This window comes from Microvirga terrestris, assembly GCF_015694425.1.
GTDB classification, from domain to species: Bacteria; Pseudomonadota; Alphaproteobacteria; order Rhizobiales; family Beijerinckiaceae; genus Microvirga; species Microvirga terrestris.
Window position 1 is genome coordinate 36,690 of record NZ_JADQDN010000007.1, and the last position, 15,857, is coordinate 52,546.

Annotated in this window: 9 protein-coding genes; 2 read left to right on the plus strand and 7 right to left on the minus strand. The window is 58.5% G+C overall.

The genetic code is table 11. The annotated features are described in order from the left end of the window. Window positions 1–8 precede the first annotated feature (8 nt). The 3 genes from ccoO to hemN all read right to left on the minus strand — a co-directional run bounded on the left by ccoO (window position 9) and on the right by hemN (window position 3,916). Window positions 9–743, minus strand: a complete 735-nt coding sequence (ccoO, locus tag I2H36_RS14655; RefSeq protein ID WP_196264649.1) for a cytochrome-c oxidase, cbb3-type subunit II — start codon at window positions 741–743, stop codon at window positions 9–11. A gap of 11 nt (window positions 744–754) precedes the next feature. Next, the gene (ccoN, locus tag I2H36_RS14660) at window positions 755–2,422 is read right to left on the minus strand and encodes a cytochrome-c oxidase, cbb3-type subunit I (protein WP_196264650.1); all 1,668 of its coding nucleotides are present in this window, start codon (window positions 2,420–2,422) and stop codon (window positions 755–757) included. A 147-nt stretch (window positions 2,423–2,569) separates the two neighbouring features. Beyond that, the gene (gene hemN, locus I2H36_RS14665) at window positions 2,570–3,916 is read right to left on the minus strand and encodes an oxygen-independent coproporphyrinogen III oxidase (RefSeq protein ID WP_196264651.1); all 1,347 of its coding nucleotides are present in this window, start codon (window positions 3,914–3,916) and stop codon (window positions 2,570–2,572) included. A gap of 227 nt (window positions 3,917–4,143) precedes the next feature. On the opposite strand from hemN, the gene I2H36_RS14670 reads away from it, so the two are divergent. After that, window positions 4,144–5,343 (plus strand): hypothetical protein, encoded by a 1,200-nt coding sequence (locus I2H36_RS14670; protein WP_246718826.1) that lies wholly within the window; start codon window positions 4,144–4,146, stop codon window positions 5,341–5,343. A 78-nt stretch (window positions 5,344–5,421) separates the two neighbouring features. Here I2H36_RS14670 and I2H36_RS14675 read toward each other — a convergent pair whose 3' ends face one another. The 4 genes from I2H36_RS14675 to I2H36_RS14690 form a co-directional block, all read right to left on the minus strand. Then, window positions 5,422–6,402: an ABC transporter substrate-binding protein gene (locus tag I2H36_RS14675; RefSeq protein ID WP_196264652.1), complete on the minus strand. Its 981-nt coding sequence runs from the start codon at window positions 6,400–6,402 to the stop codon at window positions 5,422–5,424. A gap of 170 nt (window positions 6,403–6,572) precedes the next feature. Continuing rightward, the gene (locus I2H36_RS14680; RefSeq protein ID WP_196264653.1) at window positions 6,573–8,318 is read right to left on the minus strand and encodes a HAMP domain-containing protein; all 1,746 of its coding nucleotides are present in this window, start codon (window positions 8,316–8,318) and stop codon (window positions 6,573–6,575) included. Window positions 8,319–9,467: 1,149 nt separating this feature from the next. Next, the gene (locus I2H36_RS14685; protein WP_196264654.1) at window positions 9,468–9,869 is read right to left on the minus strand and encodes a hypothetical protein; all 402 of its coding nucleotides are present in this window, start codon (window positions 9,867–9,869) and stop codon (window positions 9,468–9,470) included. 134 nt (window positions 9,870–10,003) lie between these two features. Continuing rightward, the gene (locus I2H36_RS14690) at window positions 10,004–13,342 is read right to left on the minus strand and encodes a M10 family metallopeptidase C-terminal domain-containing protein (protein WP_196264655.1); all 3,339 of its coding nucleotides are present in this window, start codon (window positions 13,340–13,342) and stop codon (window positions 10,004–10,006) included. Between the two features lie 1,226 nt (window positions 13,343–14,568). Here I2H36_RS14690 and I2H36_RS14695 point away from each other — a divergent pair. Then, complete coding sequence (locus tag I2H36_RS14695; RefSeq protein WP_210331084.1) at window positions 14,569–15,855, plus strand: multidrug effflux MFS transporter; 1,287 nt, start codon at window positions 14,569–14,571, stop codon at window positions 15,853–15,855. The last annotated feature ends 2 nt before the right edge of the window (window positions 15,856–15,857 follow it).

Consider the following 15,857-nt stretch of genomic DNA (forward strand, 5'->3'; position numbering starts at 1 on the left):
ATCCGTCCTCAGCGCACGTTGGCCTTGTTGTCGTACAGCTTGAAGTCCACCTGCGTGCCGAGCATCTGCAGATAGGCAATCAAGGCATCCGCTTCGGTCACCTTCCTCGGATTGTTGTCGAAGTTGCGCGCCTGAGCGTTCGGATAGCGCTTGGTAAGGTCTGCGACATTTGGGTCGTCGGCATTCGACTGGATGCGGACGTCGGTCTCGGCCCTGGCGATCATTTCGGGGCTGTAGGGCGCACCCAGGATCGCCTGCACCTTCATGTCATCGGCTACGCCCCGAGCGTCGAGTTCTTTGGCCTCAAGCCAGGGATAGCTCGGCATGATTGAGCCGGGGACCACCGCACGGGGATCGTTCAGGTGATCACGATGCCAGTCGTCGGAGTACTTGTTGCCAACGCGAGCGAGGTCAGGGCCTGTGCGCTTGGAACCCCACTGGAACGGCCGATCGTACATGCTCTCGGCGGCCAGGGAATAGTGGCCGTAGCGCTCAACCTCGTCGCGCAGCGGGCGTACCATCTGGCTATGGCAGTTGTAGCAGCCTTCGCGCACGTAGATGTTGCGCCCTGCAAGCTCGAGAGGCGTGTAGGGCCGAACGCCATCAACCTTCTCGATGGTGCTCTTGAGATAGAAGAGAGGCACGATCTCCACGAGGCCGCCGATCGCGATCACGAAAAGCACGCCGATGATGAGGATGATCGAGTTGGTCTCGAAGATCTTGTGGCGGGACCAGAGTGACATGATCTGTTCCTTTACTCGGCGGCCATGAGAACTGACTTCAGCCGGACGGATGGTTCTTCCTCGACAGCTTCAGCCGAGACGATCGTCTTCCAGACGTTCCATGCCATGATCAGGCTGCCGGCGACGAAGAGGGCGCCACCAAGGGCCCGGATGATGTAGAAGGGGTGCATCGCTTCTACGGTTTCGATGAACGAGTACTCGAGAAAGCCGAGGCTGGTATAGGCGCGCCACATCAGGCCCTGGAGAATGCCCGCGACCCACATGGATGTGATGTACAGGACGATACCAAGAGTCGAGATCCAGAAGTGCCAGGAGACTGCCTTCAAGGAATAGAGTTCCTTCTTGTTCCACAGCCATGGAACGAGACAGTAGATCGCCCCGAAGGACACATAGCCCACCCAGCCGAGAGCGCCGGAGTGAACATGGCCGATGGTCCAATCGGTGTAATGCGAGAGCGAGTTCACAGCTTTGACCGACATGAGTGGGCCTTCGAATGTGGCCATGCCGTAGAAGGCCACCGACACGACCATTAGACGCAGCACCGGATCCGTGCGCAGCTTGTCCCAGGCGCCGGAGAGGGTCATCAGGCCGTTGATCATGCCGCCCCAAGAGGGCATCCACAGCATTACCGAGAACACCATGCCAAGCGTCTGCGCCCAATCAGGCAGGGCAGTGTAGTGCAGGTGGTGCGGGCCCGCCCAGATGTACATGAAGATAAGGGCCCAGAAGTGGATGATGGAGAGGCGGTAGGAATAGACCGGCCGCTCGGCCCGCTTCGGGATGAAGTAGTACATGATGGCCAGGAAGCCGGCGGTCAGGAAGAACCCCACCGCGTTATGGCCGTACCACCACTGCACCATGGCGTCCTGCACCCCGGCCCACACGATATAGCTTTTGGGCGAGAAGATCGACACGGGAATGGAAGCGTTGTTGCCCAGGTGCAAAACCGCGATGGTCAGGATGAAGGCGAGATAGAACCAATTCGCCACATATATATGTGGCTCCTTGCGGCGTATGACGGTTCCGAGGAAAACCAGGAAGTATGCCACCCACACGACCGTTAGCCACAGGTCGGCGTACCATTCCGGCTCCGCGTATTCTTTGCCCTGCGTGATGCCGAGCAGATAGCCCGTGCCTGCGATGACGATGAAGAAGTTATAGCCGAGAACAACGAACCACGGTGCAATGTCGCCAACCATCCGGGCGCGGCAGGTGCGTTGTACGACGTAGAAAGAGCTGGCGATCAGCACGTTGCCACCGAAGGCGAAGATCACCGCCGAGGTATGCAGCGGCCGCATGCGCCCGAACGACAGCCATGCGGTGTCCAGGTTGAGCGCCGGAAAGGCAAGCTGCAGGGCAATGAGAAGGCCGATGGTGAATCCTGCGATGCCCCAGACGACAGAGGCGATCGTGGCGATTTTCACTGGGCCCATATTGTAGTTGGGCTTGCCGTTGATCGTGAGCGGCGGCAGGGCTGCTGGCCGATCATAATAGCGGTTGATGATGGTGAATGTTGCAGCGGCGCTCGCAGCGGCAAAGAGATAAGCGTGAAACGCATATTCGGGCGTATGAGCCTTTGCGGCGATGATCACGCTCAGGAAGGCCAGGGCGGCGAAGGCGAGGGTTGATCCCAATTCGCCGAAGGTCATTCCTTTGGAAGGTGCTATCGTGTGAGCCATAGGTCTCGACCATTCTGAAAAGACGCGAGGCCTTAGGCTTCGCCGTCAGTATCACTCTCTAGGAGCAGGGTGGGGTAGGGGCATTGATGCAGATCAAACGCGGAATGCGTCCGCACCCGTTAGCCTCGATGCTCCCTTAGGCGAGCCTCAGACGGCTCGGGAATGACGCACAGTGCTGCTGCCGAGATAGCGGTCGAACACCGCGCAGACATTGCGGACCAGGAGGCGGTTGTCCTCCGGGATCCTGATCGAATGACCCCGGTGCGTCACCAGCCCGTCCTCGGCCAGATCGTCTATGGCGGCCAACTCGGGCGCGAAATCTGTCACTCTCGAATGGCCCGCTGCGATCTCGTCTAGATCGACGGAGAAGTCGCACATGAGGCGCTCGATGATGGCGCGGCGCAAGCGGTCGTCGTCCGTCAGGGCCACACCCCTCACCACCGGAAGCTGGCCCTTTGAGATTGCGTCACGATAGGCGACGGTGGTCGGCGCGTTCTGGATATAGCCCTGCGGCAGGGAGCCGATGGCCGATGTTCCGAACCCGATCAGGGCTGTAGCCTCGTCTGTCGTATAACCCTGGAAGTTCCGGTGAAGACGGCCTTCGCGCTGGCGCGCCGCCAATGGGTCGCCAGGCTTCGCGAAGTGGTCGATACCGACTTGCACATATCCTGCCTGCAGCAGGGCGGAGGCTGCTGCGGTGCACTGCTCCACACGCTCCACCGCATTAGGCAGGGCCTCCTCAGGCAGCAAGGCCTGATGGCGCTTCATCCATGGCACATGGGCGTAGCCGAAAAGTGCAATGCGGTCAGGATCGAGTTCGAGAGCGAGCTTGACGGAGCGTATGACGCTGTCAGGCGTCTGATAGGGCAGACCGTACATGAGATCGAGGTTGAGCCCCGTCACGCCCGTCTCGCGCAGCCACCGGGCTACCTTTGCGGTCTGGTCGAAGGATTGGACGCGCTTGATGGTCTTCTGGACCAGGGGATCAAAGTCCTGTACGCCGAGGCTCGCCCGGTTGAGACCCGCCGCTCCCAGAGCCTCCACATGCCCGGCGGTGATGGTCCTCGGGTCGATCTCGACGGCAATCTCCGCTCCCGAGCCGATAGCGAACGTTCTGCGCAGGAGAAGCATGATCCGCTTCAGATCATCCGGGGACAGGATCGTAGGCGTGCCGCCGCCCCAATGGATATGAGCGATGTCCATACGGCCGGGCAGGTGCTCTGCCACCAACTCGATCTCCCGCTCCAGAAGATCCACATAGGCCGCAACTGGTCCATGGCTGCGGGCAACGGTTGTGTTGCAGCCGCAATAAAGGCAGAGCTCGGCACAGAAGGGTACATGGAGATACAGGGACAATTCGGTGCGGGGCGACAATTCCGAGAGCCACCGGATGTAGGTTGCCGTCTGCACGTCGGGGCTGAAATGCGGCGCGGTTGGGTAGCTCGTATAGCGCGGGACGCGCTGATCGTAGCGGGCGATGAGTTCTGGCGTCATGAAAGGGGTTCTGCTGTGCCGTGGCTCTGTTCGCCTTGATCTAGGTCAAACCTCAGCAGATGCGCAAAGCCAGGATTCGGGGCGTACCCCGTCCGGAGCCGCCCACAGGCTTGGCCGTGGCTCCGACCTCCGGGATATCCCCTAGGAGATGACCTGAATTCTCTTGCTGTCCCTAGGAATGTACCACCTCGTCACGAAAGACATTGGCTACGAGTCACGAGGATATCATGCCTACCATCTCTGCCAGGAACGGCCTGACAACTAGAATTCCGCACTTCCTGAAACATGCCGCAACAGGCCTTCTGGCTCTCGGTTCTCTGGCAACCTGGACGCTGCCGGCCGAGGCTCACGTGAAGTGGTTTGCCCCCTACATCGTGGATGCCGCCCCGCAGCCGGTCGGTGCCACGCTCAGTAACGTCTGGTTCTGGACCGGCATCGGCCTAGTGCTTGCCTTCTTCCTGGCGACGCTGACCGTTGAGCGCACGGTGATCGGGCGCTGCATCCTGTCCGGGCTCGACCGGATCAGCGCCCCACTCTGGAGCCGCTCGGACGACTTCATGCGCACGTCCATCGGGGCGTTCTTCGTGGCGATCTTCGCCGTCGGCGGTATCTATCTCACTCCTGACCTGAAGACGGATTCCGAGATCATCTCATGGGCGCAGCTGCTGATCGCGGCCTGTGTGTTCTCCCGCCGCACCATGCCGATTGCGGCGGGCGGCATCATCACCCTGTGGGTTGTGGCCCTGCGCGAGTACGACCTGTTCCACCTGCTCGACTACTTGGCGCTCGGCGTCGGCGTGGCCGGCTATCTGGTTCTGGCTTCCTCCAGCGATGCCAAGTGGCGCGAGCGCCGATTCCTTGCCCTCCGCTGGGGCATTGCGATCGCCCTCATGTGGTCGAGCCTGGAGAAGTTCGCCTATCCGAATTGGTTCTATCCGCTCGTTGAGGAAAAGCCCTTCCTGACCTTCGGCATGCCCCGTGACGTGTTCATTCCGATGGCTGGTGTCTCCGAGTTCACCCTAGGTTTCGGTCTGCTCTGGACGCCTCTCGTGCGCCGGCTGTCCGCGGTGTCCCTGCTGCTGATCTTCTTCACCGCAGTCTATCCGTTCGGCCGCATCGACCTCGTTGGTCACGCTCTGATCATGGCAGCCCTCTTTCTGGTTGCCGCCGATCCTTGCCGCGACGCCAATGCGATTGCCGTGAAGATGCCGAACACTCTGCCGCGCTTTGGCAGCCTGGCTTCAGTGCCCGCAGGTCTCGCCGTCGCCTTAGTGGTGCTCGTTACCGGATACTGGGGCCTGCACGGGGTGTTCTATGAAACCGAAGAGAGCGTTGCTCAGCCCACAGAGCTGACCACGCACTCCCACAGCAAGGAATACCCGCACGGACCACAACCTGTGCAGACCGCTCCGCACGGCCACCATTAACCGATATGAAAAATGGGAGGAGCCGCTCGGAGGATGGAACTATCACTAAGGCGCAAATCAGATAGGAAGTACAGAGCATCATTCGATAACTGTATCGGCGCTGCTGATCAGTGCCGGTGGGATGTTGATGCTGAGGGCCTTTGCCGTTTTCAGATTGATGACCAACTCGACTTTCGTGACGAGTTGCACTGGCAGATCGGAAGGCTTTTCGCCGTTCAGAACTCGTCCGGCGTAACTACCGGCGCGGCGATGCGATTGCATGAAGTCGCCGCCATAACTCATCAGGCCGCCCGCCGTGGGAAAGTCGCGGGATTGCGTAACCGCCGGCATGGAGTAGCGGAGGCACAAATCGGCAAGCTGCGTGCTGCGGAAGGCAAAGTACGGATCCGAGGTGAAGACGATGCCCCCTGCCTGTTCTCGGGTGGCAGACAAGAACATCGCTTCAAACTCTCCTTCGGTGCTGGCATTCATGATATGGAGCCGAACTCCGAGAGCCTCGGCGGCCATTTGGAGGTTCCGCACCTGCGAGCCCGAGGTCGGACTGGTCGGGTTCACGGCAACTGCGAAGGACGCTGCATTCGGGCGCAACTCGTGCATGAACTCCAGCCTTTTGCGAGAGACCTCCACGCTCAAACTCGAGATGCCCGTGAGATTGCCTCCGGGGCGCGACAGGCTATCGACCACGCCGAGCGCGACGGGGTCGCCCCCCATTTCGAACACGATGGTGATCGTCTTCGTCGCCGTCTTTGCCGCAAGTGCGGCAGGTGCGCCGCCAGACGCGACAAGGACGGCAACTTTTCGGCCGGCGAGATCGGCGGCAAGGGCTGGTAAGCGAGTGTAGTTGCCCTCAGCCCACCGGTACTCAATTGCCACATTGCGGCCCTCGACATAGCCGGCTTCGGCAAGCCCATCTCGGAAGGCCTTGAGGCGGCTGGCGAAGGGCCTAGGCGACTCGGGCGCGAGATACCCTATGACAGGCATGACCGGTGTTTGCGCGCGCGCTGGGAGCGTCCACGCCGCTGCACCGCCGATCCACCTGAGCACATCGCGCCGTCTCATTCCAGCGGCATTCGGATGAAAACGAATGGGAGATGTGAGGGATGGGACAATATTCCAACTGCCATCATCCAGTCACCTTACAGTTTTCCAGGGCAGCCGACAGCTTGACGGCATCATAGCGGCAAGGCCTGATTCATGAAACCCATTTGAACGATCCTGAAGGGGTAGGATCAGGTGGCGCTGGGCTTCTCGGGGAGAGATACCCGGTATACGAGGAGCTTTTCATCGTAACCCTTGATCAAGCGCAGGCCCATCGGGTTCAAGGCGCGCTTTCCATTAACCTCATTTGCCACTGTCGCGTCCGTGAGAATTTCCCGGTCGGTAGCGGACGCACACAGGCGGGCCGCGAGATTCACGACGCTCCCAATTGCCGTGTAGTCGAACCGGCTCTCGTAGCCGATCCGTCCGACCGTGGCGGACCCTTTGGCAAGCCCCACCCCGAACCCGATCCGGTAGCCTTGCCGCTGCCAACCGGCGACCAGGTCCTGCACGCTCAACTGCATCTCCACCGCCAGATCCACAGCCTTCAGGGCCGGGTCCGCAACCGGGACAGGGGCGTTGACAAGCACCATCAGCCCATCGCCCGAAAAGCTCGTGAGAGTCGCCTCATATTTGGTGATGATCCGTCCCAACGCATCGTAGTACTCCGACAATAAGCTCATCACTTCCTCGGGGGCGACCTTGGCTGAAAAGGCCGTGAAGCCGCGCAAGTCACAAAATACAGCGACAACCTCGGTACGGCGGCCCTCCAGCACGTCGTCGTCGCCTGCGCGGTCGACCAACTCCGCAACCTGGGGAGCGAGGAACCGCTTAAGCTTGGCGATCCGCTCTTGGCGCTCCTGTGACACGGCAAGTTCGGCTGCCATCGCGTTGAAGCTGTCGGCCAGCCGTTGGAGTTCGTCGCCGGTTTTGATCTCAATCCGGTAATTGAACTGTCCGGCCCCGATGCGTTGGGTGCCTTCCTCCAGCAAATGGATCGGCTTGGTCATCCTGCGTGCGAGGATGAATGCCAGGAGACACGCAAAGACGCCGCCGGCGAGGAGGAGGCCCAAAGTTCTCCACAGGGCTGCATAGATCGGTCGAAACGCTTCAGAAAGGGGCTGCTCGACCACGATGGTCCAATCAGGGCCCACAACAGGTGCGGCTGCGGCGGCAACGGCTATGCCATCAGCGTCCCACCCCGTTGCGACATCCGCACCGGCGCGCCTTACTGCTTCCCGGATCTCCCGAAGGGGAGCGAGCGTGGACTCATCGGCACCCCGTAGCACAAGACTGATGTCCGGATGGGCCACGAGCCGCCCTGGACCGTCAAGTACGAACGCTTGGCCCGTCTGTCCGATCTTGATCGCCGCGATCACATCCCAGATCAGCTTCAGGTTCACCTCTGCGACAACCACGCCGACGGACGGCCGGTTACCAGAAATCGCAAGTGTCATGTACGGTTCAGAGTCTCGATAGTAGCTAACCTTGCCATACCAGAGTCGGGCCGAGCGGACACCGGCCACCGCTTCGTCGGCAGAACGATCGGTTCGGCTCTCGCTGCGGTTCAAGCCGATGCGCGAGACATACAGGCGTTCGCGGCTGGTGCCGTCAAGCAGGGTAAGGCTTGCAATAGCCGGTACCTGCCGTAGTAGGCGTAAGGCATCGATCCGCCGCCTCTCATCCGGTTCCTCGGTCCAGGGGAGCTGCACCAACCAGCCGAGCTGATCAGTGATGCCATCGAGGAAGCCCTGGATCTTCGCCCCCGCAGACCTCGCCTCGACGCCCAGAAGCTGCTCGAGCCTGGTCCGTTGATCACGATAGCCGAGCCAAGCCTCACTGATGCCATTGGTTGCGAGTGGAATGACCACGGCCAGAAACAGCACGAGAAAGTATTTCAGAAAGAGGCCGCCGAACCCGAGACGCTGCCTGGTCATGACTATATACGCTTCAGCCGGTTTCACAGACGACCGGCTGCAACTGCCAGGCGGGAATAACATGGCGTGTCAAGACAGAAAGAAAATCGATCATCGAGATCCTAGACCCGCAGCTCTCACCTTCCATCGAATATGAAGCTAGGTGCGGCTCCGTGCCAGTGATTTTTCTCGGCAGAATACAACTACTACTTGTCTCACGATCACCTCAAGCGCAGAGAGTCCATCTCAGCTTCCGGTCGCAAGATCAGGAGGCAGCCCAGGCCACTATTCTGTCATACTGGCTATTCTCTTCGTGCCCTGCTCCTTGTCTGACCGAACGACTGATGGCCTATGAATGTCAATCTGACCCAAGTAGGTTTGTAGCGCTGTAGATGATTATCTCTAGGCTTCGTTAGCATGGCGCATGTGGCACCGCCCATGGACGCATGAATGAGTCCTCCGCCCTGAATCGAGCAATTTCAAATGCCTGATTAAGTGTGAGATCTATATCGTCCCACCCGTTTAGCAGCTTCGTGCGCCAAATGGGGTCAATGGAGAACGGCATTAGAGTTCCGCCAGCAGTGCTCTTCTGCTCCTCAAGATCAATGCTCAGGTCCTGGCTCTCCTCCTGAAGAAATCGAATTAAGCTCTCGGCACCTCTCTCATCAACCTTGGCAGATAGAAGGCCAATATTGACGGAATTGGAAGCGAAGATATTTTGACTAAAGTCATTGCAGCTAGTGCCAGGGAGAGGGACGTTTTTTTCAGCGATATGCGCGCGAGGAGATTACAGGAGAAATGCTTCTCGACGACATACCGGTCTCTGAGATTGCTGCAGAAGTTGGCTCCTCAGATCGGGCGCCTACAACCCGTGGATTCTGGCGTATCGTCGGCGGGATACCTACTGCCTGACAGGGAATAATTCGGGCTGCATGCGGTGAGGAGCGCCTCGCGAAAAGCATTGGCATCGGCTTTTCAATCAAACTGGCGGTAGGCGCAATGAGAATTGGCTGATGACATGAGTGTGGATGCAGACCATTCTATACACAGTATGTGCTGCACTCCTCCCATCTCTGGGGCGTCTTCAAACAGCTCTCCTGGACCTAAGTCTTTGGGCAGCTTGTGCGGGCCGAGGCTGATGTTCGCCGCTCGGTGATTGGTTATGGTCCTTCAATACATAACGGTGTTGAGTATGATATAGACGGGTGAACCCGACTTGACCTGTGCGTTGCCCCGCGCGACCAACCAGCCATCTGCACGCTCCAGGCGCGCAACGATCTGCTGCGTTGGCGAAACAATTGAAATTGAGGGTACAGACAAGGAAAAGGCTAATTTTTTTGATTTGCCATCGCTCTTGATACGTGATCTCGCGGCGCGACGTTGCGTATTATCCTGAGCGGCCCGGTCCTCAAGATAGATCTCAAGATGACCTTCCGGGATAACCGCACCGCTCTCGAACGTGACTTCGCCACGAATGGCTGCCGACTGCGCAGCGACTGGTCCAGTAGTCGCAGCGATAGCCGCGGCTCCAGCGACCATCAATACCGTGCGGCGGTCGTTTCGGTGCCTCATTACCTATTCTCCATGATCGCCTCGCATAATGCCGTCGGTGACGGCATGCTGCTCAACCTTTGACTCATAAAGACAAACCAGCTGAAGCGAGAATGCCAAGTGGGGCGCCTGAAAGCGCCCCACCTGCGGTTGATCTAGATGATAGTGAAGTCGGCCGCAGAGATATTCAGATTTTTGCTCAGCCGCGCAAACTGAATGCCTGCAACTTCTCCATTACCATCGGCGTCATAGGATAAGGCACCACTATCGGTATCATAGATGATGCGGTCGTCGGTGTCATGAGCGGCACCCGCGGCACTTCTGTGAAATGCCCCTAAGTCGAAAGCACCATCGCCACCCACGTTGGTAAAGATGAGGTTATCCAGCAGGATCGTGTCGTCGACGACCTTGAAGTCTTTAATCCAGTCGACGTTGCCATTCCCAAGCGCTGTCGAGAAGCGGAATACATCCTCTCCCGCACCGCCGGTGAGTGTGTCGGCTCCCAGACCGCCATCCAGAAGATCACTGCCGTCGCCGCCGTTGAGCCTGTCGGCCCCCGCAACGCCTGGCTGAGCCGGTGCAGGGGGAAATTCCACTGATACGTTCAACTTATATGTCGAGCCTTCCGGCACGGCTTCCGCCCAGCCATCGCCCGGCGCTGTCTCTGACCAGCTGCCTTCCAGTATGTAATAGGTTCCTGTCTCCTCGACGACGAACACGGTGCTTGAGTCCCGGCTGCTTGTAGAGCCAGGGTCGCCACCGCCATCGTCGTTGTTAGCAACGATGTTGCCATTGCTGTCGAGCAGCCTGAGCCAACTGTCATGGACATTCGGATCTGCAATTCCGTCAATGTCGATTGTAATGACCGTACCGGCGGCCAGATCGATCCTGTAATACCCGCCCAGGCCGTTTCCGGTGGCATTGACGGTCGTATGAAGGATCGTGGTCGAATCGAAGATATCGGGGTCGCTGGTCAAGGAAAAGTTGTTGGAAATATCGAACGCAGCTGCGATCGAGTTGTTCGTCGCATCCGGCCCCAGTGTGGCATAGCCGGTTCCCATGCCCGGGCGTGGCGGCGCGTCACCCTGATAGTCGAAATCCCCGAGCATGATATCATCGCCGCGGCCGCCGTCGATGATGTCGTTCCCGCCTTGGCCGATTAATACATTGGCTGCGCCATTTCCCGTTAGCCGGTCATTGAATCCCGATCCTGCAAGATTTTCGATGGAGACATATTTGTCTCCGCCAGATTTCCCTCCAGTGAGAGTAAGCCTAACGCCGCTCTTTGCATCAGAGTAGTCTGCCGTGTCGCGGCCGACGCCTCCGTTCAATCTGTCAGCACCTCCACCGCCGGTCAGCGTATCGTCGCCGGCGCCTCCGGAGAGTTCATTGGCCCGGTTCGTGCCAATAAGGCGGTCGTTAGAGGATGAACCGACGACATTTTCAAAGCCGACGAGTATGTCATGCCGAATAGTTGTGCCTCGCCCGACGATCTGTACCGGACCATCACCGTTGCCGCCGACGGCTATGCCGTTCGCAAGATCGATCGTTACACCGCCAGAGCTGCCCGCGTACACGACTGTGTCGGTACCCGACCCACCATCCAGATAATCTTGACCAGCACCGCCGATGATCGTGTCGTTGCCGGCTTCGCCATACAGGATGTCGCCATCGTTGCCGCCATCCAGGATGTCATTGCCGCCGCCGCCATTGAAATAATCTCCACCGCCTCGCCCCCAGAAATGGTTTGCGGCGGATGTTCCGATAAAGCGGTCTATGCGGTCATCAGAACCAATCAGGTTCTCGATGCTGTTGAAAGTGTCACCTGAGGCGGTGCCTCCGCTGGCGACATTCGTGGCGAGATTAACCAGAAGTTGGAACGGGCTCTCCCTGCTGTAATCGACTGTGTCGACGCCTGCGCCGCCCCTGAATACATCGACCCCGTCCTGGCCGCTCAGCGTATCGTTACCGTCGCCGCCATCGAGTATATCATTGCCCTGGCCGCCAAGAATGACGTCGTTGCCGCCGCCGCCATAGAGTGCGTCGTTGCCATCGTCGCTTTCGGTTTGGTCTTCAAGATCCTCGACATCAATCGTGTTGTTGATGTCGCGACTGGCGAGCGAGTCGCGGCCGCCGATGATCAGGTCATCACCTCCCTGGCCGAAGACCGTGTCGTCGCCGGCGCCGCCATCGAGCGTATTGTTTCCGTTGTCACCGAAGATGAGGCTGGTCCTCGTGTTGTCACCGGCGCTGGGCGGAGTCTCGCCGCTGCCGCCAGGCTGGATCGGCGACACGTCAGCATAGATGATGTTTTCGACGTTGGCGATCTTCCTGATTTTCAGGTTCCTGGCCAGGAGGATGACCGTGTCATTGCCACCGTTGAGCTCCTCCCGGACGATGTCGTCCATTGAGTCGACGAAGTAGATATCGTCGCCGCCATTGCCCGCCATGCGGTCGGCGCCGCCGCGGCCATCCAGAGTGTTGGCGCCGTCATTGCCGATCAGGATGTCGTCATACCTGCTGCCAATACCGTTCTCGATGTAGTAGTCGGTTCCATCCGCATTGTGTCCGGGAAAGATTGACACATTGTTGCTGTGGCCGTTGACACTGGAGAACTGTCCAGCGCGCAAATCAAGGATCGTACCCGCAGTCGAGCCGGAGAAGTCGATCGTGTCGGTCCCGCCGGTGTCATGAATGACGAAGCCGATGTCGTGCTGCATGCCCGAGGAGGTCAGCTGATAGCCGTACTGCGTGCTGCCAAAGCCGTAGACATTGTCGCCTGTGTTGAGATCGATGTGCTGATAGGTGCGCACTCCATTTGCGTCGACGGTTGAGAAGAAGCGGCGAATGATCGCCTCAATGTCGGCCATAAGAGGCGTCGCCGCGGACCAGCGGCTGGTTTCGCCGACATCGATCCCATCGAAATAAGACATGACGCTGTACTGCTGGCGATCATAAGTCCAGGTTGCGTTGTTCAGATAGTTGATCTGCACGCCGCCGGGGCCACTGTAATTGTACAGCCCAGGATGGTTGAGGCCGAATTCATGGCCAAATTCATGAATGAAGGAATCGAAGACGTACCCACCGATATCTGTCTTATTGGGTTCCGTGTCGTGGAAACGCTGACCGATGCTGACATAGCGATTGCTCGAATAGGCGCTGCCATCGTCCTCCTCGCCAAGTTCGGGGCTGACAACCTCTATCCAATCCGTTGCGCTATTGAATGGCACGTCGTCGACGATCTCGAATTTCAGAGGCGTGACAGATGACCACATCTGTAAGGCGCCGATAGCGGCGGCCTTGTAATCGGGGTGGTCATTGAGCTCGTAGACGTTGATCCTCAGCGTTCCCGCGGCGATCTCTGGCGTCAGGCTACGGCCCAATGCGCCAAGATAGCCGAGGAAGGATTCATAATCCTCGCTCTTGCCAAAAGGGTTATCCGGCGTCTGATCGTTGACCCACCATTGATCGCTAGTTTGGCTGGGATTAGGCATCGTAGGGTTCCTCTCTCACGACTGTGCGCAGATCTCGGCTATGCCGTTCTGCTGCTACCAATTTTCCCTCAGGCAGGGTGTGCGCCTGCCTATCAGCGCCTTCACGCTTCGCGAATAATGTGTCCGGGAAATGTGAATTGTCTACCCCCGAAGGAGTACGTTTTGTTTAGTCGGAGAAATCAGGCAGACGCAGACCATGTATACACATTGAAACGGGAAGTGTGCGTTTTCTCAGCGTTGCGCGCGTGCGAGTTTATGTGAGGCAAAGAGGAGTTTGGCGCATTTCTATTTGACTGCACTTCACCTCTGAGGCGGACTTCACTCCAGAAATTGAACTGGAGCTGATAATCAGATGTGCTGCATGATTTAGCTATAATTTGCTACCAAACGCCGCATTTGGCCACAAACTTGACACAAACCTCCCTGTACTCTGAGTTAGCTTATCCCTGCATCGATTCAGACTACGGTGATGATGGCAACGGTGGCGGTGGCATTGCTCACATAGGCTTGAGCTGACAGATAGCGAAGAATTCGCCGCGAGAGCAGCGTAACGCTTGATGGTGATATCACTTAGGAGTAACGGAGAAGGGAGCACTGACGGCCTGCGGCCCTTATCGGGGAACGATGAGCGCTGCTGCGGCATTGCTTCATACCTCCATAAACGTGCACAGAAATCAAAAAAATCATGTTTGAGACTTTGCCGGCTGCGTTGCTCACACTCTTTCTTGCCGGGTGTGTCCTCTGGCTGGTCTGGCAGACATCTCGCCGTCTTTTAGCGCCTCGGAAGAGAGGGCTTGAGCCTTCTCTTACTGACGGAACCGGCAGTAGCCGTGTCGAACCGATTGCCGCTCGGACGGCCGCTCCGGTGTCGACGATTCCGGACGCAGCCGATGTTCTTGCTCTCAAAGCTGCCATCGATAACTTGGCGCGGCAGGTTGCTGCTCTGGAGCAACGTCTCGCAACCGGTCAAAAAAGCCTCCCGCCCCAACCTCTACCGAGAGACAAGAGCATCGACCAAAGCCCTGTGATCCCTTCCGTCTCACCCGACCATCGGATCTGACGCGGAATTAGCTACACCCAATGACTGGACCTGTGAGGCGCGCCCTACCGGCACGCTACGCGTACCGGCGCCTACACTTCGCCGGTCGATGGATGCAGTACGCACAAATCAATCTTGCGCCCGTCGAAGAAGCCGAGCACTGTCACGCCTCTACAAATGACCTAGTTTGTTCAAAGGAGAGGTTCCATCTGCCGAGCTCACCACGGATCTCGCCGAAAGCGATCTTGAAATAATGAATACGACCACTGCCGCTGTGGGCCAGTCCGCTGTGAATCCTGGCCTTATTGCGCTGCTTATCGCCGTCTCCGCTGTGAGCCCGCTGGGCATCAATATGTATCTTCCGTCGATGCCTGGGATGGCGCGGGCGCTCGGTGTCGATTTCACCACTATCCAGCTGACCCTGTCGCTCTATCTCGGCGCTATGGCCCTGGGACAGCTAATCATCGGACCACTGTCCGACAGCTTCGGGCGCCGGCCCGTACTATTGACCGGACTTTTGGTATTCGTGGTGGGCTCTGCCATATGTCTGCTGGCTCAGAGCATCGACATCCTGATTTTCGGTCGTATCATTCAGGCCACCGGGGGCTGTGCCGGGATCACCCTAAGCCGCGCCATCGTACGTGATCTCTATGGGCGCAATCAGGTGGCCAGCATGATTGCCTATGTTACTATGGGCATGGCGGTTGCTCCCATGATTGCACCAACCATCGGCGGCTTGCTCGAAACCTTTTTCGGGTGGCGCGCCTCGTTCGCCTTTCTGATCGGATTCGGTGGGATCGCTCTCGTGTTCGCGTATTGGCGGCTCAAAGAAACAAACCATAATCGCGCCTCAGGGGAGACTACGCGAAATCTCCTGCAGGGCTACGGGAGCCTTTTTTGCTCTCGCCAATTCTGGGGCTACACCCTGGTGACCAGCTTCGTGTCTGCCATGTTCTTCGCCTTTCTGGCGGGTGCTCCATATGTGATGGTCGAACTGCTGGGACGCACCCCCGCGGAGTACGGGCTCTACTTTGCCATGGTGCCGTGCGGCTATATTCTGGGCAACTTCGCCACGGGCCGCATAGCAGGCACGATGGGGCCAATTCCAATGATCCTAGCAGGAACCCTCCTGTCCTTGGCCAGCATGGCAGCCATGGCCGTTTTGATCGCTTCAGGCTTCATGGTTCCGGTCGCTCTGTTCGGGCCGATGCTATTCATCGGTGTGGCGAACGGGTTGGTCCTGCCAAGTGGCATTGCAGGTGCCGTAAGCGTGAAGCCTGACCTCGCAGGAGCCGCGGCTGGCTTGTCGGGTAGCTTCCAGATTGGGTTTGGCGCGCTTGTCGCTCCCATCGTTGGTGCCGCACTCAGTTCAACAGTTTGGCCGCTGATAGTGATCATGACGATCTGCTCATTGCTGGCCATCGTCTCGCTCGCACTGGTTGCTGGTCAACGTATGCCTGCAACAGGAAGCTAATC